Origin of the sequence: Psychrobacillus sp. FSL W7-1457 (assembly GCF_038593405.1) — a bacterium.
In the GTDB taxonomy this organism is placed as follows: Bacteria; Bacillota; Bacilli; order Bacillales_A; family Planococcaceae; genus Psychrobacillus.
The window spans coordinates 3,902,906-3,924,330 of the sequence record NZ_CP151993.1; the positions used below are offsets into that span (position 1 = coordinate 3,902,906).

The following is a 21,425-nucleotide window of genomic DNA, read 5'->3' on the forward strand; positions in this document are numbered from 1 at the left end:
CTAAAAAAATAATATAATACGTGGAGATAAATGTCAAATTGAAAAATAACACTTTTTGGGCTCGTTATTAGATAGGACGGAAATTTATGAAGCATTACCGACTAACTAATTGAGGCGTCGTGTTACGTATCAAATAATCAAATGATCCAAGTGCAGCTGTTGCCCCTGAACCCATTGAAATGATGATTTGCTTGTATACCGTATCCGTACAGTCACCTGCTGCGAATACGCCAGGCATGCTTGTCGCACCGTGCTTATTAATAATGATTTCATTATTTTGATTTAAATCAATTATACCTTTTAAAAATTCTGTGTTCGGTAGTAGACCAATTTGTACGAAAACCCCTTGTAGCTCAATATGCTCTTCTTTACCAGACACAACATCCAAATAAGTTAACCCGTTCACTTTATCTGTACCTGTAATTTCTTGTGTTAAGGCATTTGTTAAAACCGTTACATTAGATAGACTATGTAAACGCTCTTGTAATACTGTATCAGCCTTTAGCTCTGCATTCCGTTGTAATAGGTAAACATGGTTCACAATTCCCGCTAAGTCAATTGCTGCTTCAACTCCAGAATTTCCACCGCCAACTACAGCCACATCTTTCCCTTTGAAGATTGGACCATCACAATGCGGGCAATATGCTACGCCTTTATTTTTAAATTCTTGCTCGCCTGGTACACCTAATTGACGGTAGCGTGCCCCTGTTGAAAGAATAACTGTTTTTCCTTTCAATACTGCACCGTTTTCTAATGTTACTTCTACCATCTCGTTACGAGCAATACTTGTAACTCGTTGGGATTTCATAATATCTACATTGTAATCCGCTACATGTGCCTCTAAGCTTGAAACAAATTGTGGACCTTCTGTAGCTCTCGTACCAATAATGTTCTCAATAGCCAATGTGTCATTTACTTGACCACCAAAGCGCTCCGCTACTATACCTGTACGAATACCTTTACGAGCGGAGTAGATTGCTGCAGAGGCACCTGCCGGACCACCACCAACTACCAATACATCGAACGGCTCAACGTCTTGGAATTCAGACCCGTCTGACACTTCTCCAAGCTTGTTTAATATATCTTCAAGCTCCATACGACCACCACCGAAGTTCTCACCGTTCATATAGACAGTGGGTACAGCCATAATGTCTCGTTCTTTAATTTCGTCTTGGAACGCGCCACCTTCAACCATTGTGTTTGAGATATTTGGATTTAACACAGACATGATATTCAATGCCTGTACAACGTCTGGGCAATTGTGACAAGTCAGGCTCACGTACGTTTCAAATTTCATAGGTTTCTTAATGGCTTGAATGCGTTTAATCACAGCCTCATCTATCTTAGGAGCACGACCTGAAACTTGCAATAAGGCTAGTACTAATGATGTAAATTCATGGCCAAGTGGTAAGCCTGCGAATGTTACACCTGACTCCTCCCCCACCTTATTAATGCTAAAGCTAGGAGTACGCTCTAGTAATGCATGTTGTACGGTAATAAGCTGAGACATATTTTCTAACTCTGTTACAAGCTCAAGCATGTCATTAGATACTTTATCGTCGCTTACGCTTACTTTGATAACTATCTCACCTTCTAATAATGCTAAGTACTGTTGTAACTGAGCTTTTAAGTTTGCATCTATTAGCATAAATTTCGCTGTCGCTGAAATAATGAAATATTATATTCAGATAATTCAATAACTATAATTCAATAATAAATCAATCTGTTATTCTCAACGAGCAGCCCTTCACCTCTATTCATCTTTTTTTAATACGCGTATTTCTTTTTTCTTTATAATTCTAATAAAAAATAGCGACAAGGCTGTCTGAAAATAATTTCATAACAGGCACTTGCCGCTTAAATCTTGCTCTAGTTTATATAGCTTAGAAACTTAGATTTTACCAACTAGGTCTAAGCTTGGAGTTAAAGTTTCGCCGCCTTCTTGCCATTTAGCTGGGCAAACTTCGCCTGGATTGTTGCGAACATATTGAGCTGCTTTTATTTTGTTTACTAACGTAGATGCGTCACGACCAATACCACCAGCGTTAATTTCGTAAGCTTGTACAATACCTTCTGGGTCAATGATGAAAGTACCGCGCTCTGCTAAGCCATCCTCTTCATTTAATACATCAAATGCTTTAGAGATTGTGTGAGATGGATCACCAATCATTATATATTCGATTTTGCCGATAGTATCGGAAGTATCATGCCAAGCTTTATGTGTGAAGTGAGTGTCAGTTGATACAGAGTAAACTTCAACCCCTAAAGATTTTAATGTTGCATACTCATTTTGTAGGTCTTCTAGCTCTGTAGGACATACGAAAGTGAAATCTGCAGGATAGAAGCATACTACTGACCATTTGCCTTTGAAATTTTCAGAAGATACGTCGATGAATTCACCTTGTTGGAATGCTTTTGCAGCGAATGGTGCAATTTCTTTACCTATTAATGCCATGATTTATAGCCTCCTATGTATTATTTCTATCAAGTATTAAAATTATGTTGTAATAATTCTAATGTATAGTTTTATTATTCTATACATTTGATTTTCAGTCAACCATTAAGGTATGAAAATAGTTCGTTATCAATACCACTCTACAACATTTATAGTGTCCAAGAGAAATGGGCATACTGCGTTTTGAGAAAATAAAAGTCAAAAGAAAAGGATTAGAATTCCTTAATCTTTTACTTAACAGCACTTCCTTGTGGTAAGTTTTCAACACTAATCTGCATTTAAGACTCATGTCATTTTGTCCTCTTATCCAACAAGCGCATAATCTTAAGAAAAGTCTTGCAGTCATTCTGTAGACCCGAAAACTTCCTATAAAGCATGGTACAATCATTCTATGAAAAATAGCTGGAGTGATTATTAATAATGAGTAAACGAGAACAACAAAAACACCAACGCCGTCAAAACATTATCCAGACTGCCAAGAGCTTATTCTTGGAACAGGGCGTCCAACATGTACAAATGCAAGATGTAGCGACTGCTTCTGGAGTTGGGATCGCAACGTTATTCCGTTACTTTCCTAAAAAAGAGTATTTGATAATTGCGGCTACGAATGCAATTACAGATGAAATGGCCACGGATATTGGGCAGATTATCGAACAGCCTATAACGGCATATGAAAAAATTGAGCAAATTTTAGAGTATTATATGGGCATCATAAAGGATCCGCAGTTACGTTTAGCAAAGTACTTCGATTCCTTTGATTTATATGAAAAGATAGCTGAAGAATCACCGGAGCAATATGCTGAGTATTTATCGGCACGCAGCAATTTAGCCCGAGTTTTATTAACTATAAGTGAGCAGGGCAAGCTGGATGGCTCGTTAAGGTCAGAAATTGATTTGGATGTATTTGTCATGACAATGGTGCAAAATTTTAGCATCTTTACTTATAAATCAAGCCTAACAAAGCATGATTCCAACCTATCGAAGTTACTTTCTGCGGACAAGCAGCTTTTGGTGATGAAGGATGTATTTTTACGCTATATTCAACCATAGTAAGTAACAGCAACGGACATTTGAATTGACATTCAAACAAGAAAGTTGTTTACTAGTAAATATAAAAAGTGATAGTCAACTATCACTTTATATGAATCTATTTTAGGGGGCAATTTACATGAGTCGTTTAACAGGTAAAGTCGCAATTATTACAGGTGCTGCACAAGGCATGGGAGCAGCACATGCAAAATTATTCATTGAACAAGGTGCAAAAGTTGTTTTAACAGATTTAAATGAAGAAAAAGGAAAAGCATTCGCAGCTGAATTAGGCGAAAATGCCCTTTTTGTTAAACAAAATGTAACATCTGAAGAAGATTGGGCAACAGTTATTGCTAAAACAGAAGAAGCATTTGGTCCAGTAAATGTATTAGTAAATAATGCCGGTATTACGATGGCAAAAAATATGCTTGATATTACAGTAGAAGAATACCGTCGTATCGTAGACATTAACCAAGTGTCCGTATTCTTAGGTATGAAAACTGTAGTTGCTTCCATGATGAAAGCTGGTGGAGGTTCAATCGTCAACATTTCTTCCATGAACGGCTTAGTTGCTGGTGCAGTAGGTTATACTGATACGAAATTTGCAGTACGTGGTATGACAAAAGCAGCTGCAATTAACTTAGCGCCAATGGGCATTCGCGTAAACTCTGTACATCCAGGTGTAATCGCGACACCAATGGTGGTACAAGAAGATACAAAAGCAGCGGTTGAAGCATTTGCTAAACACATTCCATTAAAACGTGTTGCACAGCCAGAAGAAGTCTCTAATATGGTACTATTCTTAGCTTCTGACGAGTCTAGCTACTCAACAGGTTCAGAATTCGTAATCGATGGCGGATTAACAGCACAATAATAGTATGTATAAACTAATAAAAGGTCGATTTTCTATTAACGTAGAAAATCGACCTTATTTTTTATTTAATTTATAATCGCACTTACTTTTGAATCGTTTATCTCGGCGGATCTATGAGATTTTTTTACTAGCCTATATAAACGCTTTCGCATGTTCCAGCTGCTGGTTCATAAAAGCAATGGTCTTTATATTGACCAGAAAAAGGTTGACCATACCAAGTCGGAGGACAAGGACCGAATGGATTAAAATACCACAGTGCATATTTCGCTGGGTGTTCTCTCCAATAATCCAAAGCTTGTTTTGCTAACTTTTTTTCAGTAGTTCTCGCTCTTTCATAAAACAAATTACCTTTTTGAACGGCTTCAAAAGAATAATTTCCTCCTTGTACCTGAAAAATGACATCCTCAATAGTTCTTACATCATTAAAGTCCAAACAATCAGCTTTAGCGCGGTTTACAATTACATTACCAACATATAACATCCCTTGTTTCCCTTCACCCTCGGCTTCCGCTCTCATCATCCTTGCCATGAGATCAATGTCTTTATCTCGGTATTTAACTCTAGCCATTTTTTCACCCCTAGGTATTGTATGAAAGAAAACTGAATTATGTCATTCTATCCCCTTTACCAACTTGCACATTATTTTATTAAGAACTACTAAGTAACGTAGCTCAACAATATTAGACCGCTTTTGAGGTTTATTGCAAAATTTAATAACACTAGAAAAAGGCTAGCTTGGCCTATTTGGTCCCTGCTAACCTTTTTGCTTCTTCTCATCCAATTAAAAAAATCTTTACACCTGTGTCTTTTAACCAACCTCAAACTAAAAAATAGCATATTGGTAATAAAACGATTGGAGTTGGTGGCATGAGTAAGTTAAATCCAGATAAACTCACTGTTGAATATCGAGATGGTGTTTCAGCTACGGGACCCATCATTTCCAGAAGTCACACACTGACTCACTCTGATTTCACTGGAGAATTATTCTTAACAATTGGAACACAATTTGCATGGGATAAAATTAATACTGAAATGAGAGACGAAGTACTAGGCGTTTGGAAAACACAAGGGAATAGTTTAAATTACAACGTATATCTATATCTAGATAAAGAAAATCACGACTTAAGTGCAGCAACAAAGCGGAATGAAGTTTTTAGGCGCGAATTACCACTTGCATTAACAACGATTCGATATGGCGATCGGTTTTTATTTGACCTATATCCAAGATTGGATTATGCATTAATAATCGTTAACTTTATGTCCATTTATCCTTCATTATTTAAACAGGAGATTTGGGGTACTTTTAGTAATTACTCCATTTCATTATAAACAAATAACTTCTATGTTTGTTTATAATTGAATGCCTATCACCCTTATTATGGACGGCTTTATACAACTCGTTTACGTTAAATCTACCACCAAAACATGTCGGATTAATATTTTTGGTGGTTCTCTTATTAAATAAGTATGATCTGTATAAATTGAATTCTATACACAGAATACATAATTAGTAACGTTATCACGGTTTACTATGCTATATTAAATATGTAATAAACAACTCTCGTTGACATCGAATAATGGTACTTTAGATTAGGCAAATTAGCATTATTGGGTGCCAAACCCATTAGAGTTCTTTAGGAACAAAGAATTCTACCGCAGCATCTCCTTGTGAGATGCTGCTTTTTTGTTTCTTTTTCTTGAATAGGGTTTCCCATTTTAAAGGGGGGATTTTTATTCCATTAATGATTGTTATAATAATACTGTTAAATCGGTACCAGCTTATCAGTGGTTTTCCCACTTTCTTATGGTATGGTTCTCCGAATGTAGCTAAGTGCGGTCTTTTTTTATAACTTATTATTCTCAATTTCCTTCAGAAATAACAGCTTCTTTTTCTTCTACTTTATAAGAACACTTCTATTACTAGTTTCCTCTCTTCAACCTATTTTTCTGCAACGTATTTTTTTATTTTCAGCACTGTTATGGAGGCTAGCGCTTTCTATTTCAATAATCAACTTTAACAGAGCTATTAATTTAAATAAAAAAACCTACGTTTAAGTAACGTAAGTTGATTAACTATTAATTTTGTTGAATTTTATATTTGAAAATAAAAATCGAAAGACTAAAAAGGACAGCTGCATAAACTACCACAACATATAAATGGGGAAACATTGCGTTAAAGTCTTCTGCCACAATTGCTCGAACTAAATCAACAGCGTGGACGAATGGTAGCGCATAAGCGACTTTTTCAAAAGCTCCTCCAATTAACGATAAATCGAGCCATGCGCCAGATAAAAATGCTGTTAAGTTAGTTAATAAAGCTCCGCATAAGCCTACTGCTGCCTTTTCGTTAAATAAGGAGCCACATAACAGTCCGATTCCTATGAAAATAGTAGATGTAATGAGTAAGGTAATAAATGCAAATACATGGTTGAAAGATAGTTCCAAACCTAAAAAGTAAGCAGTTATAAAACAAGTAATACTTTGAAGCACAGCAAATATCCCTAAAGGAAGCGTATATCCAATAATGAAATCACTTGCTGTCATTGGAGTTGTTAGCAATCTTATTAAATAAGAACTAGAACGGTCCTTCGCTAACGTTTGTGCTGCAAATAAAGCAATAAAAGAAAGACTAAATACTGCTATACCTGGTGTCAATTGTTCAATATTAAATATTTCTGCTGGAACATTGCGATTAATCGCAGTTAAAAGCAACAGTAAAATGATTGGAAAGGCTATACCAAAAAATAATGAAATCGGGTCACGTACAATTTCTTTCGTACAACGTCCAGCAAATGCCAATGCCCTCATTATAATTCGCCTCCTGTTACGAAATGCACAAATGCATCCTCAAAGTTTTCTTTACTTGCTGTTGTAAGGAGCTCGTCTACTGTACCTAGTGCCTTTATTTCGCCATCCTTCATAATACAAATACGATCACACAAGCTTTCTGCTTCTTCTAAATAGTGCGTAGTAAGTACAATTGTCGTCGTCTCTCTCAGTATATTAATCATTGCCCAGAGCTCACGACGGCTAATGATATCTAACCCTAAAGTAGGTTCATCTAAAAATAAAATTTGAGGATTTGCAATTAGCGCCATGGCAATACTTAACTTTCGCTGCCAGCCACCGGATAAATTTTTCCCACGTTGATGCTCGTAAGGCTGTAGTGAAAACTGGCTAATTAAAGCTTCCGTTTTTTCAAAGGACTTCTCCTTCGAAAAACCGTGAATACGTGCCATTAATAATAAATTTTCGCGCACAGATAAATTTGGTGCAATTGACGTTTCCTGAGGCGAGACAGCGAGTAATTTTCGAATACCTGGTAACTCTTTACTAAGGGAATGCCCAAGGACAAGCGCATCTCCTGTAGACGGTTTTGTAAGGCCACTTAGCATATTTATAACAGTCGTTTTACCAGCACCATTTACACCGAGGAGTCCGAACAGTTCGCCTTGGTTAATCGTAAGTGTCATCGGCGAAACGGCAACTTTTTCTTTATAGCTTTTTGATAAACCGTGAAGTTCAATTGCAGCACTCATTTTTTATTCCTCCTCTTTTTGCTGAGCTTTCACCATATTTAAAAACTGTTTAATCATTTTTTCAGGTGCTAACGCCAACCCACGATCCTCATCCCCTATAATAACGACTGAATCACCTGGGTTAATTTGAAAAATCTCACGGGCTTTTTTCGGAATTACAATTTGGCCACGTTCCCCTACTGTTGCTGTCCCAAAAAAATGCTGGCCTTTGGGTGGAATATCTACACCTGTTTCTTCTGGGTTATGATTTACTAACGCATCTAAGGTTACTCCGAAGAAATTGGCAATATTCATACTATGGTGTAAATCTGGTGTCGATTCGCCTTTTTCCCATTTTGCAATTACTTGACGTGAAACATTTAATTCTTGGGCTAATTGCTCCTGAGTTAGGTTATGACGTTTTCTCATCGAGCATAAATTCATATTAATCATACTTTTCATCCTCTCATATGTAATTATAAACACTATTTTAATCGTATTTCTACCAACGGAGTATAACAATAATGTTACTATTCGTAGCGTAATGTGTGATGAAAGTAGATGTGATTAATAAACACCGTATTCTAACAAATTGCAAAATTTTTAAGCCATTAGCTCTGTTAAAATTGAATATTTAAATAAAGAGCGCTAGCCTCCGTTAAGGCTAGCTACAACTATTTAATAAGATAAGCAATTCTACTACTAATTACCTCCTAAAATCTTCTCTCATTTATCAACATTGAAATTCAACATATCCTTAATTAAAATAACCACCTAAAACGCTGACTAATCAACATCTCAGATGGATATTCGTGACGCGGCTAAGTGCGGTTTTTGTGAGTATATTAATTATTAATATCAGATATACTAAAAGTAATTACTTTATTTGATTTATCTCCATGTAATTTTAATGTTATTTCATCATTTGCTAAGTTTTCGTTAAATAAAACAGATTGGTCTGCTTCGACAGTTCTATATGTATCAAAAATATTAAAAATGTTAAATGACCAATTTGTTTGCATTGTCAAATTTCTATGGTCTTCGAAAACTAAAAACTCATCCGCTATAGGTTTAAAGAATACATTTTTAGATTTCATTTCTAAACTAATCGTTGTATTCCAGTCTCTATTTGGATCTTCACCATTATAACTATGATCTCGAATCATATGAACGTTACTTATTTCCAAGCTTTTAGGATTTGCTTCAAATGTTACAGTACTTACAACTGTATTCACTAAAAGTAGAGCTAAAATAACTACCAATGATATCAACATTCTTTTTTGTTTGATACCAAAATTCAACTTTTTCACCATTTTTTCATCCTCTCTTAGTAAGAAATCCAAAGAAACATTAAAACAGTCACAAATTTCAATAACCATTTCTAAATCAGGATAACTTCTCCCTGTCTCCCAGCTCGATATAGTAGATCTTGAAACCTTCAACTTTTCAGCTAACTGCTCTTGAGTTAATTTATTTTCTGCTCTTAGCTTTTTTATTTTCCCCGATAAATTCATAATTCGTCTCCTTTCAGAAATTAGACTATTTTAGATTGACCTAAATAGCTAGATAAGCCTATTCACATCTTCATTTTTTAACGACAAGATTCTTGTCATGTTGATATATCAACGTTTCTAAGCTTTTTAATTGCTTGCTAAAAACGATTGTAAAAAGACATAACCTTACATCTTTTCCCCTATAAATTGGTGAAATTCTGCCTTTGTAATTAACGAAATAAAAAATAGACATATTCATTTTATCTGAATATGCCTCAGTATTAATTATAAATATAGATACTATTTAAGGATTATTATGAAACCGCACTTACTTATGATACGGTTCGCCGTTACATGGCTAAAGGCGGTTTTTATACAGCACTTCAAGATAAAACCAACGAAGCTCCAGCTTCCTTTGCAGCTAGTAAAATATAGTCTTTATAATCCTCTGTTGTATGCGCGTTATCTTAAGCATTGTCGGAAGCTAAAGGATTTTCAACTTGAATACGTATCAGTGATATGCACAGCGCCTGAAATAAAGGATTTATAAATGATTAAAATGGACATAATTGAACGAGGAAGGGGTATTCGAATTATGGAGCATTATAATAATCATGGGCAACAACAAAGCGAAAATAACAATCGAAAAGTAATCATGTGGACGTTTTTACTCATTACATCATTTATGATTGTAGAAGTTATTGGCGGGTTTATGACAAATAGCCTGGCACTTTTATCAGATGCAGGGCATATGCTGAGTGATTCTGCGGCTTTAGGGCTTAGCTATGTAGCACTTATTGTTGGTCAACGTGCTGTATCAGGGCAAAAAACATTTGGATACCGACGCTTTGAAATATTTGCAGCGTTTATAAACGGTTTAACGTTAATTGCAATTTCTATCTATATTTTTTATGAAGCTGTAAAACGTTTTTCAGCACCTCCAACTGTTGCGAGTACAGGCATGCTAATAGTAGCTGTTCTCGGTCTAGTAGTAAATATTGTGGCAGCATTTATTTTAAATCATGGTGATAATGAAAATTTAAATGTAAAGAGTGCATTTTTACATGTTATTGGTGATATTCTTGGCTCTATTGGCGCGATTACAGCTGCATTACTTATTTTATTTTTCCAATGGAATATCGCCGATCCAATTGCTAGTATCATTGTGGCTGTTTTAATTATTTTTAGTGGATATCGCGTAACGCGCGACTCTTTTCATATTTTAATGGAAGGGGCTCCAAAACATTTAAATACAGATAAAATTGAAGAAAAAATATTATCTGTAAAAGAAGTAATAAAAGTAACGGATCTTCATATTTGGTCTATTACATCTGATTTTCCATCATTAACATGTCATGTAAGCGTTGGACAAGATGTAGATGAACAGGTCGTATTGCGTAAAATTCAAACATTACTTCATGATGAATTTAACGTGCATCATATGACAATTCAAATTGTAAAGTAGTGGAAATAGAAAGTGAAGTGCCTAATTGAAACCCTGTAATATGGTAGCTGTAGTTGGAACACTTGAAAATGGATGTTTGAACTGCAGTTATCATACGTACTCTTAAACCTCACGTACTTATGATACGGTTCTCTATGATAGATCTACATGCGCTTTCTTAAACTAGCAACACGTATTTTTACTACATCTTCTAAAAGTTGAATAAACTTTTGCTGTTCTTTTTGATTATTATTTAGACGAGTAACTAGAATAGGTATTTTCTTACCTTCGCGTTCATAAAGAAACTTTTATGATGTCGTTCATCTACATATAGGTCATTAAACCACTTTAACTTTCTAAGCTTTTTAATATTTTTATCAATTTTGTTAGTATTCAACCTACTATTGGAGGAGCTAATTAAATCTGTGGATGAAAGTAAACTCAGTATGACCCCTATTAAACTAATAATTGCTAAACCTATCCATCGAAAGACTTTTTTTATAATATTAGACCCGCAATTCTTTTTATTTTATTACAGTATAAAACCAACTAAAACATAGTTGTTTTAGTTGGTCTTTTAGACACCGTACTTACTTATGATACGGTTCGCCCTTCATTATTCGAAATGCTCGATAAATCTGCTCCACTAAAACGAGTTTCATGAGCTGGTGTGGTAGTGTCATTTTGGAAAAGGAGAGCTTTTCGTCGCTTCGCTTCATGACTTCTTCATGCAATCCTAGAGAACCACCGATAACAAAGGCAATTTTGCTTTTTCCATAGGTCATTAATGACTCTATATCCGCAGCAAGCTGTTCAGAGGTTTTCATTTTTCCTTCGATTGCTAGAGCAATGACGTAAGTGTCTGCTCCGATTTTTGCTAGAATACGATTCGCTTCCTTTTTCTTCACGATTTCCATATCTGCATCGCTTAAGTTTTCAGGGGCTTTTTCATCTGCAACTTCAATTAATTCCATTTTAGCGTAGCTTCCAAGTCTCTTTGTATATTCTTCTATCCCCATTTTCAAGTATTTTTCCTTAAGCTTCCCCACTGATATAATTTGTATATTCACAGGTTATCCACCTTTACAATTCATTTACAAACAAGTTATTAACATCACTTATCCACATATCCACAATAGTTATCTACATCTTGTGTCATCATTTTCATGAGCCACAAGATATATTGCAGAACTATTACAATAGGTACAACTTGTGGATAACTGTTTTTCCTCATTTATTTTCTCCATCATTGGGAACGTTTTTTCTTCTGCTACAAATATATCTAAAGCGTGATTTATATGGGTTTCGCAACTGAATATTCTCACTATTTAACTCCCTTTCTCTTTAAAATTACTCAACATAGTTATACACAATTTTTCTTTTGTTATCCACAGTCTATTTTAACAAAGAAAAAACGAGTAGGAAAGACAAGCTTTTCTTTCCTACTCGTTGTGTAAAACTCTTGTTACCACTTTTCAGTTATCCACATGTCTACAACTGCGTGGAGTCCTCTAAAGTTAATGTTAATTCCACTATTTCTCCTTGGCGATATACTTTTACATCCAAGCTGTCACCAATGTCTTTTTCATTATATAAATGCTTTCTTAGATCGATGGAGTTCTCAACTTTTTCTCCATCCATTTCTACGATGACATCATAGGTTTTTAGACCAGCATTTGCAGCAGGTGTACCTTCATATACTTCGTCTACTACTACTCCCGTAGTTACTTCTGCAGGAAGTTTTAAAGTATCTCGTTGATGAAATGCTGGAACATTTGTTAAGTCAATTAGTGTAATGCCCATAGAAGGTCGAATTACTTTACCATTGACTTCTAGGTCTTCAATTATAGGCATCGCTGAGTTTACTGGAATCGCTAAGCCGATTCCTTCTATTGTTGATTCGGAGATTTTCATCGAATTGATACCTATAAGCTGGCCTGCTAAATTGATCAATGCTCCCCCACTATTACCAGGATTAATGGCCGCATCGGTTTGTAAAACTTCCGCTTGCCAATCTACTGTCCCGTCCTCATTGATATCCACTGGAATGGCACGATCCGTACCAGAAACTACACCTGTTGTAACTGAACCATAAAAGTCTAAGCCGAGAGGATTACCAATAGCGATAACTGTCTCTCCCTGCTTTAATGTATCTGAGTTTCCAATCTCTAAAACTGTTTCAATACCTTTATCGTCTATTTCTAGGACGGCAAGATCTGTCCACATATCGCTACCGACCAATTTTGCCTCTGCTTTTATTCCATCCTTTAATGTAACTTCTAATGCTTCGGCACCTGCAATTACGTGGTGGTTTGTAATGATATATGCTTTTCCTCCTGCTTTTTTGTAGATAACTCCTGAACCTGTGCCTGCCTCCTGCTCAGAGGAACTTTGGCTCCAAAAGTTTCTGACCGACTGGATATTGGTAATGCCTACTACTCCCGCTGAGGCTTTTTCAACAGCTCCGGTTACATCCGTAGTAATGTCAACGCTGATTTGCTCTGTTTTAGTTGTTTTACTTGTCGTGGCTTCCCCTTCGGTTTGGGAAGGTAAATTGTTTACAACGGAAGGAGTTAAAAACCAAACAAGAAGTGCTCCTACTAGGACACCTGCTAATCCACTGAAGAAATAACCTGCTGCTCCTCTTTTCTTATCCTTATTTCTTACTTTTGGTGGTTCTTGTTCAGGACCATATGAATTATAGTAACCCATTGCACTCTCCCTTTCATTAAACAATATGTTCGTATGCTTACTTTACCCACTAAACATTAAAATTAAATGAAAATAATCTAAAATTAAATTAAAAATATCTCTAATAGTAAAGAAAAAATAGGAGAAATCTTGCCTCACCATATTTATGTATATAAAAAAGCTCCAAAAGCTTTTAGGCTCCTGGAACTTTATAATTATACTAGTACTAATTCAGTCGGCTGATTTGCATCCGTGTCGTGTAAGTGAACATATTCACCTGCGATGATACCACACGATTGTAAGGTTTGAGTAACGCTCATTCTTGCTAGGTCCTTCATGTTATTGTCCTTGCTAAGATGTGAGAGGTACACATTAGTTGATTTTAAATCAATTACCTCACTCATGGCTACCGCAGCATCTTCGTTAGAGACATGTCCTACGTCACTTAGTATTCGTCGTTTGACTGACCAAGGATAGCGTCCCATTTGTAGCATACTGACATCATGATTGCTTTCAAAGACAAAGGCATCTGCTCCTTTAATATGTCCCTTCATGCGATCACTTACATATCCCGTATCTGTAATTAAAACAAGCTTGCGCCCATTTTCATGAAAGATATAAAACATCGGATCTGCAGCATCATGGGAGACTCCAAAGGATTGGATATCCATAGAGCCAAACGTTTTCACCGATTCCATATCAAAAGTGAAACGTTGATCTAAGGGCACCTTTCCAACAAGTGAATCCATTGCTCCCCATGTTTTTTCATTGGCGTATATTGGTACACCATATTTTCTAGCTAATACACCGAGCCCCTTTATATGATCACTATGCTCGTGAGTAATGAAGATACCAGAAAGATTTTTTATTTCTCTTCCAATTCCTTGAAAGAGCTCGTCCATTTTTTTGCCGCTTAGGCCTACGTCAACTAAAAAGGAATGCTTCTCGTTTTCTACGTAGATTGCGTTTCCGCTGCTCCCGCTAGCTAATACACTAAACTTCATCATCAAAACTCCTTATTCTACTGCTGATGAATCTACTTCTGTTGGTATTTCAATAATTCTTCCTTCTACCGCATTTACAAAGTGTTCATCTATTGTTCCGTCTTCTCGTTCCACAAGTATTCGCCAAGTTGGAGCAAATACCTGCGTCTCGGCTTGCTGAACTAATGTAAAATAGCCAAGACTAATATCTGTAACGGTTGAATTGGCAACTAGCAAACCTTTGGAATATAGATTTGAAACTGCTTGAATAGTAGGTAACAAATTTTTAGACTCACTATAATCCTCTAAGTTATCTAGGATGGTTTGCTCATAGCCTATGAGTTCATTATTCTCGTTCCAATAGACTACTAATTTAGCTTTTTGATTGTAATAGACAAGACGATCATTTACTTTTTGAAAAAATATAGCCATGCGAGCTTCTTCGTCTTTCTTCCATAATCCATATGAAGAGCCCTTAAAAATATTATCACTGATGAGAGTTTCGATTGAATTCTCTTCGGTTATAGGTATAGGTTTTATAAACGTGCCAACTATTTGCGCATCTGGATTAAATTCAACTGTTTGATTTTTTAATTCTTCTATTTCCTCTGGCTTAAAGTTATGAACACTACCAGAAACATAATAGGCTTCTTCCACAGTAACACTAGAAGCTTTTGTCACATTAATGTTCTCTACTTTTAGACGTTCTTCTGTCGTGGTAGAGCTTAAAACTTCTATATTTTGACCCGCTGTATATCTATTTAAATATAAGGAAAACAAAAAGACATTCAAGATAGAAAAAACAATGATAAAAATAGTCTTCGTTTTATTCCAATCCATAGGTGCCACCTCCTATAGTTTCTGGAGATAGTCTCAACCATGATCCATTAATTTGATAATACCAAGATGGCACCAAAGTAAATAAAGGTTGGTCTTCATCTTTAGAAATATAATAGCCTTGTACTAAATCATCTATTAAAGAGACTTGTGAATTTGGGGCTAAGCTAAGTAATTCATATGCATTTTGACCGGAAGGTAACTCTAAATCAGTGGAAGTTATCGGTAGAGCATTTAACGTGTAATATGGTCTATTATAACGATAAACTCGATTACTTCCCCAAACTTGAACTATTTCTGTAGTCAACATATCCTTACTGAATACAGGCAACCCATCAAAATATAGTTGATAATTTACTTGACTCGCATTCTTATTCATCCTACTAAATCGATAATCATCAGTCCAACCATCATGCTCATTAACAAAGCTTAAGCTATTATATAAAAGTTCCGATGATTTACCAAGAAATTCACCTTCTGATGCTGGATGAACGTAGCTTAACCTTTTAGAAATAGGGTCTACAGTCATTAATGCGTTATCATCCGTATATTGTTCTCCTGATCCTACTGGGTTACTTCGTCGAACAACTAAACTTGGTATATTAAAAAGAGCATCTTTGAATCTATTCGTATCAATCTCTTCCACTAAATAAGTATATTGAACAACCTTTTCAGGGTTACTTGTAGTATATAAGGATAATTTGCCTTCTCTGACGATTTCCTTATATTCCAGCATGGCATTGGAGGTCTTGACCATACGCTCAGAGAAACCAAAGATATCTTCCTTCGTCACATTTGCAGTATAAATTTTATTCAAGGTGGTGCTTATGAAATACAAAGTAGCCCCTTGATCAGATTCCTTTTCCCCTACTCTTTGGTCCACACTTTTCGAGGACCAATCTATAACTAGACGATTAAAAGAAGAGTTAGGGAAGATAGGATCTAAAAACTTTAAAATTGGACTATAAGATTCTATCGGTATATCTGCTTGAAAAAACAATGTACTCGTATATGGCTTGTTGATTAATTCATTTACCTGTTGAGAATTAGTATTATTACTATACAGTTTCACCGTTTCAATCTCCCAATTTTTCATGGGATTTATAACATTATTGATATCTACGATCGAATAGGAACCTCTTAGATTTTCGGGTTGACTAATCAGCAAACGATACGGTTTTATAACATCTTCCATCTTCTTCTTCTCTGCAATCGATATATTCACGACAGGTGGTTCAGTAGTATCATAATTTGGTGAATAGGTCCAAATCGTAAAGGTAAGTGTAAGACTAAGCAGTATGAGTAATAATAAAATAATAGATTTTACTGGTTCAATATACTTCAATCCCACTCACCTTCTTCATCCAACAGTATTTCTAAAGTAAAGAATATAGTAGTCCCGTGGCCTTCTTCACTTTCTGCCCAAATCTTACCTCCATGAGCTTCAATCATTTCCCGGGCAATGGCTAGACCAAGCCCCGTCCCACCCATTGACCGGGCTCTAGCCCGGTCTACTCGATAAAAACGATCGAAAATGCGATTTACATTTTCAGAAGGTATTCCCATGCCATCATCTGATATCATTACTTGTAACCACTCATCTTTGACTGCTATGCCAAATCGAATATTCCCTCCATCTGGGGAATACTTTAACGCGTTCGATATAATATTATCGATTACTTGAGTTAACTTATCTGTATCAATGTCTACATAGTACGGCGTCTCTGGAAGCATACGTTGGAACGTAACATTTTGTGATTTAGACAGTTCAAAACGATCAATAATTCGATTGAAAAATAGATTAAAATTAACGATTTCTCTATTCAGATCATAGTCACGACTATCCATCTTAGACAATTGTAGTAGGTCATTAACCAATCGAATCATTCGTTGGGTCTCCGTTTGAGTAACCATTAGAAACGACGGTGCTATCTCTTCATCCTTCCATGCTCCATCCGCTAGTGCCTCTAAATAACTGCTCATCGTAGTTAAAGGAGTTCGGAGTTCATGAGATACATTAGCTACAAACTCTCGACGTTCCATATCAATCTTCTCTTGCTCGGTATTATCATGTAAAACAGCGATTAAACCATTTACGAAACCAGTTTCTTTTTGGATAACTGAAAAATTTGCACGAAGTATATATGGTCGTTCCTGGGTACTGAAATCTAAATTCATGGATTCCTTTGAGTGAATGAGATCTTCGAAGGAATGAATGCTATCAATGCCAAGCACTGAAATAATAGGCCTGTTGAGAACCATTTCTCTTGGTATGCGCAAGAGCCTTAGGGCGGGATCATTGATCAAAATAACTCTACCCTTTCGATCAGTGGCTATTACTCCATCCGTCATATTAGTTAAAACAGAGGCAAGTTTCCTGCGCTCAGCTTCTGTAGTCGACTGAGATTCTTGCAGCCTATTTGTTAGATGATTAAATGCATGTGCTAACTGACCGATTTCATCATTTCCGTATACTCTTACCTTACGAGAAAAGTTGCCCTTAGACATAGCCTGTGCTTGTTTTCTCATCTCCGATATAGGTCTTGTAATTGTTTGTGCTATAAGAATACCTAGTACAATTGTGATTACAAGGGCTACTGCCGTACCCACTGCGAGGATTTGGTTTATTTCGTTCATTTGACCAAATACATTTTCAATATTCGATTCAATATAGAGAGTTCCAATTACCTCACCCTGTGAAATAATTGGTGTTACTAATATCCATACACGTTCTCCTGATTTAGAGGCGATGCTATCAAAATCTTCTTCTGCCGTGATAGATTTATGGACTAGTTCATCTAACGACTTTTGTCCAACGATTGCTTGGTTGTTCGAATCTGAGGTAGCTCGTATTTGATATTTCGCATCGATTACTCGAACTTCTTTAATATCATCAGAATTAAGACCAGTCAAAATAGAACGTAAGCTTTGTTCTAATGTTTGGTCTTCTTCAACCCGTATTTTAACAAGTTCTTCTCTTGCGCTAAACTCTAATACACCAACGCGATCCTTAACAGATTGTTGAAAGTTTTCTTTTAATGTATGCTCCAATCCCTTGACAAAATATAGACCAATTATTTGCATAGCTATTAAAATCAGTAAAACATAAATCAACACAATCTTTACATGAACTGATTTAAAGTAACCAACCTTATGCATCGAATTACTCCTGCTCAGGGCTTCTTAAATAGTAACCAACGCCTCGTCTAGTTACAATCCAGTTTGGATGACTAGGATTATCTTCAATTTTCTCACGTAAACGTCTAATTGTAACATCTACCGTACGTACATCACCAAAATAATCATAACCCCAAACTGTTTGTAAAAGATGTTCCCTTGTCATTACCTGTCCAATATGTTTAGAAAGATAATGTAAGAGTTCAAACTCACGGTGAGTCAATTCAATTGTTTCATCTCTTTTTAATACCAAATAAGCATCCGGTTGGATAGTTAGTGGACCTATAGTAATGTCATTAGTTACTACTTCATTATCTTCTTGAATGGTTTGGTGTCTTCTCATGTTAGCTTTAACTCGAGCTATTAATTCTCTTGTACTAAATGGCTTTGTTACATAATCATCTGCACCTAGCTCTAACCCTAAGACCTTATCTATCTCTGAGTCTTTAGCAGTTAGCATTATTATAGGAAAGCTAAAGCGTTTACGAATTTCTCTACAAACTTCCATTCCATCTCTGTTAGGCAACATTATGTCTAACAGCATGAGATCTGGTTGAATCTCGTCTACTTTTTTTAATGCATCGTCGCCATCATAAGCACAGAAAACCTGATACCCCTCTTTTTTCAAATTAAATTGTAGTATGTCAGCAATCGGCTTTTCATCATCCACTACTAGTATTTTCTTACTCACTTGTTAAACCCCTTTCGCCCTTTTCTGCTATATTTTAATCAAATACATTATTTTAAACAATTAATATATCATTACTCTATCATTCTTTTACTCTCCTTGCATCATTAAAGAAGTGAGAAAAAATAAGGGTAGAAAATGAAAATTTTAGGTCGAGCTTTGTCGAAATATTTCCCAGGAAATTTAATTCTTTCCTAATTCAATATTTCACAATACATAAAAAGACAGCCGGCTAGCGACTGTCTCTAACTTATATTTATTTTAACACAGATAAGGGATCAATCGTAACTCCATCCTTCTTCACTTCAAAATGCAAGTGGGTTCCTGTGGAGCGTCCTGTACTCCCCATAACGCCTAGTTTTGAGCCTTGAGGTACTACATCGCCCACACTTACACTAACTGAGGAGAGATGAGCATACGTCGTTTTATACCCATTTTTATGATTAACGATTACACGATTACCGTATGTACCATCCCAACCAGCTGCTTCAACTACTCCATTATCTGCAGCTTTAATATTAAATCCACTTGGTCGAGCAATATCAATACCTTCATGCTTACGTCCCCAACGGTAACCCATTTTACTAGAAATGTAGCCACCTTCTGCTGGCCATGCAAACACTCCGGAACCACGAGATGGAATGACTTTTGTTCCCTTTAAAACAACATGTTCCTTAGGTTGCTCTAAAATTGTTTCATCTGAAAGTGATTGGCCAATTTCTACACCATTCTCTTGACGAATCAAGTAAGTCGCCACTCGTTTTCCATCGGCACCTTCTTGCTTTACTTTTGTATCACCTTTGAACATCTCATCTGTTTCTATTACTTGTTTAGTATGAGGTACAGGTTCCTCTACCTTTTTCTCATAAACTACTTCCATATTTATAAGTGGTTTTAGTACAGTCACATTAAGCTCTTGATTTATCTGTAAGACACTTGTGTCTGTAAGTCCTGGATTGATCGCTAATAACTCCGCTGAGGTTAAATTAAATTTACCTGCAATATTACCAAGTACGTCACCAGCTGAAACTTTATATGTTTCTTGCTCTAAGGTTCCTTCTAAAAGAAGCTTAACTGCTTCATCAGCAGAAACAATCTTTTCGGGTGTCACATCTACCGTAACCCCTGAAACTTCTTGTTTTAAAATTAAATCTACAATTCTAGTTTCGCCAGTTTGTAATTCGGGTAAGCTATCTGTAACACTTTTTCTAGCTTCCAATGTGGCTAGCTCTTCTTCTGTGATAAACTGAAGTTTTAATTTTTTTATAACTTCATGGTATGTTGCAATGTCTTTGACGTAGACCGCCATCTCGTCATTGACAGATAAGGCAAAAGCGGTTGCTTCCACTTCTATTAATTCGTTAAGCTTTTGCAATGTTGTTTCATCGCTTGTTGAGGGAGTATAAACTTGTTCAGTAATAACCTTTAGGTTATTGCCTGCTTGTAGTTGAAGACCGTCATATTGGGAGCTACTCTCTTGCACTTTTTTATCAAAAAGCTTTTCCATTTCTTTTTTATCGGAAATTGCCCCAACGTACTGACCTTCTGCATATATATGATAAATTTCTTTTAAAGCTTTATTATTCTCTTCATTAGCAAATGCCATATTAAAAGTTAGAGATGACATAAGTAATACCATTATAGTAGCTTTTTTCACTACATTTGATTTTCTGTTTGAAAGAACAGTGAAGTTTTGATCCTCTTGTTCCTCATTCTTTCTATTCCAAAGCATGATAAAGCTCCTTCCAAACCTATTTAAGTTGCTAGTGCAAATTTTACACTATCTTAATTTAACATATTTGAAATAGTGAAGTGTAGGAATAGTCTATCTTGTAAAGAAAATGTATTTTTAAATCCATTATTTTCTATTTTTACATTTTGATTGTTATATTTAATCATTTTTATAGGTTTTAATCCTATGTTTTTAAGAATTTCCTCCAGTAAATTCTTATTTATACATATTACTACGGGTGCCTTTGTTATATTTGTAATAATTAGATAAATTTTAGATACCTATAGCTTTTATATGAAGAGAATCAAATGGGTAGACATGAATATCTTGTAAAATCCATTTCTAGCTATTGGCCATTTTTCCAATTATATTGTTAGACAGTTTAAATATATTACTTAGAACTGCTTTCCTACTGAGAGTATAGGTCTTATTTTCTTATGAATAGAAGGCAAATCACTGAGATAAATCGTTATTTGTCGGTGAAAATTCTTAAAATTATTTCAC

20 protein-coding genes are annotated in these 21,425 nt (G+C 35.7%); 4 read left to right on the forward strand and 16 right to left on the reverse strand.

The genetic code is table 11. From position 1 onward, the window contains the following. Window positions 1-94: 94 nt before the first annotated feature. Together ahpF and ahpC are read right to left on the reverse strand one after the other, a co-directional pair. Window positions 95-1,648: an alkyl hydroperoxide reductase subunit F gene (gene ahpF, locus NSQ95_RS19245; protein WP_340881246.1), complete on the reverse strand. Its 1,554-nt coding sequence runs from the start codon at window positions 1,646-1,648 to the stop codon at window positions 95-97. Between the two features lie 243 nt (window positions 1,649-1,891). Next, a complete protein-coding gene (ahpC, locus tag NSQ95_RS19250) occupies window positions 1,892-2,455 on the reverse strand; it encodes an alkyl hydroperoxide reductase subunit C (RefSeq protein ID WP_340881244.1) in 564 nt (187 codons plus the stop codon). Between the two features lie 420 nt (window positions 2,456-2,875). On the opposite strand from ahpC, the gene NSQ95_RS19255 reads away from it, so the two are divergent. After that, window positions 2,876-3,505, forward strand: a complete 630-nt coding sequence (locus tag NSQ95_RS19255) for a TetR/AcrR family transcriptional regulator (RefSeq protein ID WP_340881243.1) — start codon at window positions 2,876-2,878, stop codon at window positions 3,503-3,505. A gap of 118 nt (window positions 3,506-3,623) precedes the next feature. Beyond that, entirely contained in the window at window positions 3,624-4,358 is a 735-nt protein-coding gene (locus tag NSQ95_RS19260) for a glucose 1-dehydrogenase (protein ID WP_340881241.1), read from the forward strand. Between the two features lie 127 nt (window positions 4,359-4,485). On the opposite strand, the gene NSQ95_RS19265 is transcribed toward NSQ95_RS19260, so the two are convergent. Further along, window positions 4,486-4,926, reverse strand: coding sequence for a cell wall hydrolase (locus NSQ95_RS19265; protein ID WP_340881239.1), 441 nt, complete (start codon window positions 4,924-4,926; stop codon window positions 4,486-4,488). A gap of 299 nt (window positions 4,927-5,225) precedes the next feature. Between NSQ95_RS19265 and NSQ95_RS19270 the strand changes: the two genes are divergently transcribed. Continuing rightward, complete coding sequence (locus NSQ95_RS19270; protein WP_340881238.1) at window positions 5,226-5,687, forward strand: staygreen family protein; 462 nt, start codon at window positions 5,226-5,228, stop codon at window positions 5,685-5,687. Window positions 5,688-6,434: 747 nt separating this feature from the next. Here NSQ95_RS19270 and NSQ95_RS19275 read toward each other — a convergent pair. The 4 genes from NSQ95_RS19275 to NSQ95_RS19290 form a co-directional block, all read right to left on the reverse strand. Further along, window positions 6,435-7,166, reverse strand: coding sequence for an ABC transporter permease (locus NSQ95_RS19275; protein ID WP_340881237.1), 732 nt, complete (start codon window positions 7,164-7,166; stop codon window positions 6,435-6,437). Beyond that, window positions 7,166-7,897 (reverse strand): ABC transporter ATP-binding protein, encoded by a 732-nt coding sequence (locus NSQ95_RS19280; RefSeq protein ID WP_340881235.1) that lies wholly within the window; start codon window positions 7,895-7,897, stop codon window positions 7,166-7,168. Before NSQ95_RS19280 ends, NSQ95_RS19275 begins: the two co-directional genes overlap by 1 nt. Before the next feature lie 3 nt (window positions 7,898-7,900). Next, on the reverse strand, window positions 7,901-8,329 hold the full coding sequence (locus NSQ95_RS19285; protein WP_340881233.1) for a helix-turn-helix transcriptional regulator: 429 nt from the start codon (window positions 8,327-8,329) through the stop codon (window positions 7,901-7,903). Between the two features lie 392 nt (window positions 8,330-8,721). After that, on the reverse strand, window positions 8,722-9,390 hold the full coding sequence (locus NSQ95_RS19290) for a helix-turn-helix transcriptional regulator (protein ID WP_340881231.1): 669 nt from the start codon (window positions 9,388-9,390) through the stop codon (window positions 8,722-8,724). A gap of 574 nt (window positions 9,391-9,964) precedes the next feature. Here NSQ95_RS19290 and NSQ95_RS19295 point away from each other — a divergent pair. Continuing rightward, window positions 9,965-10,834, forward strand: a complete 870-nt coding sequence (locus NSQ95_RS19295) for a cation diffusion facilitator family transporter (protein WP_340881230.1) — start codon at window positions 9,965-9,967, stop codon at window positions 10,832-10,834. Window positions 10,835-11,403: 569 nt separating this feature from the next. Here NSQ95_RS19295 and rlmH read toward each other — a convergent pair. The 9 genes from rlmH to NSQ95_RS19340 form a co-directional block, all read right to left on the reverse strand. After that, window positions 11,404-11,883, reverse strand: coding sequence for a 23S rRNA (pseudouridine(1915)-N(3))-methyltransferase RlmH (gene rlmH / locus NSQ95_RS19300; RefSeq protein WP_340881228.1), 480 nt, complete (start codon window positions 11,881-11,883; stop codon window positions 11,404-11,406). A 69-nt stretch (window positions 11,884-11,952) separates the two neighbouring features. Next, window positions 11,953-12,138 (reverse strand): CxxH/CxxC protein, encoded by a 186-nt coding sequence (locus tag NSQ95_RS19305; RefSeq protein ID WP_340881226.1) that lies wholly within the window; start codon window positions 12,136-12,138, stop codon window positions 11,953-11,955. Window positions 12,139-12,304: 166 nt separating this feature from the next. After that, window positions 12,305-13,525: a S1C family serine protease gene (locus tag NSQ95_RS19310; RefSeq protein ID WP_340881224.1), complete on the reverse strand. Its 1,221-nt coding sequence runs from the start codon at window positions 13,523-13,525 to the stop codon at window positions 12,305-12,307. 194 nt (window positions 13,526-13,719) lie between these two features. Further along, window positions 13,720-14,508 (reverse strand): MBL fold metallo-hydrolase, encoded by a 789-nt coding sequence (locus tag NSQ95_RS19315; protein WP_169359840.1) that lies wholly within the window; start codon window positions 14,506-14,508, stop codon window positions 13,720-13,722. A gap of 12 nt (window positions 14,509-14,520) precedes the next feature. After that, window positions 14,521-15,327 (reverse strand): two-component system regulatory protein YycI, encoded by an 807-nt coding sequence (gene yycI / locus NSQ95_RS19320; RefSeq protein WP_340881222.1) that lies wholly within the window; start codon window positions 15,325-15,327, stop codon window positions 14,521-14,523. Further along, on the reverse strand, window positions 15,314-16,669 hold the full coding sequence (gene yycH / locus NSQ95_RS19325; protein ID WP_340881221.1) for a two-component system activity regulator YycH: 1,356 nt from the start codon (window positions 16,667-16,669) through the stop codon (window positions 15,314-15,316). The genes yycI and yycH overlap by 14 nt, the downstream gene beginning before the upstream one ends. Next, window positions 16,666-18,483 carry a cell wall metabolism sensor histidine kinase WalK gene (gene walK / locus NSQ95_RS19330; RefSeq protein WP_340881220.1) on the reverse strand — a complete coding sequence of 606 codons (1,818 nt, stop codon included), beginning with the start codon at window positions 18,481-18,483 and terminating at the stop codon, window positions 16,666-16,668. The genes yycH and walK overlap by 4 nt, the downstream gene beginning before the upstream one ends. A gap of 4 nt (window positions 18,484-18,487) precedes the next feature. After that, the gene (gene yycF / locus NSQ95_RS19335) at window positions 18,488-19,192 is read right to left on the reverse strand and encodes a response regulator YycF (RefSeq protein ID WP_169359808.1); all 705 of its coding nucleotides are present in this window, start codon (window positions 19,190-19,192) and stop codon (window positions 18,488-18,490) included. A 253-nt stretch (window positions 19,193-19,445) separates the two neighbouring features. Continuing rightward, the gene (locus tag NSQ95_RS19340) at window positions 19,446-20,921 is read right to left on the reverse strand and encodes a M23 family metallopeptidase (protein WP_340881219.1); all 1,476 of its coding nucleotides are present in this window, start codon (window positions 20,919-20,921) and stop codon (window positions 19,446-19,448) included. Window positions 20,922-21,425: the final 504 nt, after the last annotated feature.

Excerpts from the sequence above, each read along its gene's own strand:
- ahpF (WP_340881246.1), bottom strand. The coding sequence starts at position 1,648 with ATGCTAATAGATGCAAACTTAAAAGCTCAGTTACAACAGTACTTAGCA.
- ahpC (WP_340881244.1), bottom strand. The coding sequence starts at position 2,455 with ATGGCATTAATAGGTAAAGAAATTGCACCATTCGCTGCAAAAGCATTC.
- NSQ95_RS19255 (WP_340881243.1), top strand. The coding sequence starts at position 2,876 with ATGAGTAAACGAGAACAACAAAAACACCAACGCCGTCAAAACATTATC.
- NSQ95_RS19260 (WP_340881241.1), top strand. The coding sequence starts at position 3,624 with ATGAGTCGTTTAACAGGTAAAGTCGCAATTATTACAGGTGCTGCACAA.
- NSQ95_RS19265 (WP_340881239.1), bottom strand. The coding sequence starts at position 4,926 with ATGGCTAGAGTTAAATACCGAGATAAAGACATTGATCTCATGGCAAGG.
- NSQ95_RS19270 (WP_340881238.1), top strand. The coding sequence starts at position 5,226 with ATGAGTAAGTTAAATCCAGATAAACTCACTGTTGAATATCGAGATGGT.
- NSQ95_RS19275 (WP_340881237.1), bottom strand. The coding sequence starts at position 7,166 with ATGAGGGCATTGGCATTTGCTGGACGTTGTACGAAAGAAATTGTACGT.
- NSQ95_RS19280 (WP_340881235.1), bottom strand. The coding sequence starts at position 7,897 with ATGAGTGCTGCAATTGAACTTCACGGTTTATCAAAAAGCTATAAAGAA.
- NSQ95_RS19285 (WP_340881233.1), bottom strand. The coding sequence starts at position 8,329 with ATGATTAATATGAATTTATGCTCGATGAGAAAACGTCATAACCTAACT.
- NSQ95_RS19290 (WP_340881231.1), bottom strand. The coding sequence starts at position 9,390 with ATGAATTTATCGGGGAAAATAAAAAAGCTAAGAGCAGAAAATAAATTA.
- NSQ95_RS19295 (WP_340881230.1), top strand. The coding sequence starts at position 9,965 with ATGGAGCATTATAATAATCATGGGCAACAACAAAGCGAAAATAACAAT.
- NSQ95_RS19310 (WP_340881224.1), bottom strand. The coding sequence starts at position 13,525 with ATGGGTTACTATAATTCATATGGTCCTGAACAAGAACCACCAAAAGTA.
- NSQ95_RS19315 (WP_169359840.1), bottom strand. The coding sequence starts at position 14,508 with ATGAAGTTTAGTGTATTAGCTAGCGGGAGCAGCGGAAACGCAATCTAC.
- yycI (WP_340881222.1), bottom strand. The coding sequence starts at position 15,327 with ATGGATTGGAATAAAACGAAGACTATTTTTATCATTGTTTTTTCTATC.
- walK (WP_340881220.1), bottom strand. The coding sequence starts at position 18,483 with ATGCATAAGGTTGGTTACTTTAAATCAGTTCATGTAAAGATTGTGTTG.
- NSQ95_RS19340 (WP_340881219.1), bottom strand. The coding sequence starts at position 20,921 with ATGCTTTGGAATAGAAAGAATGAGGAACAAGAGGATCAAAACTTCACT.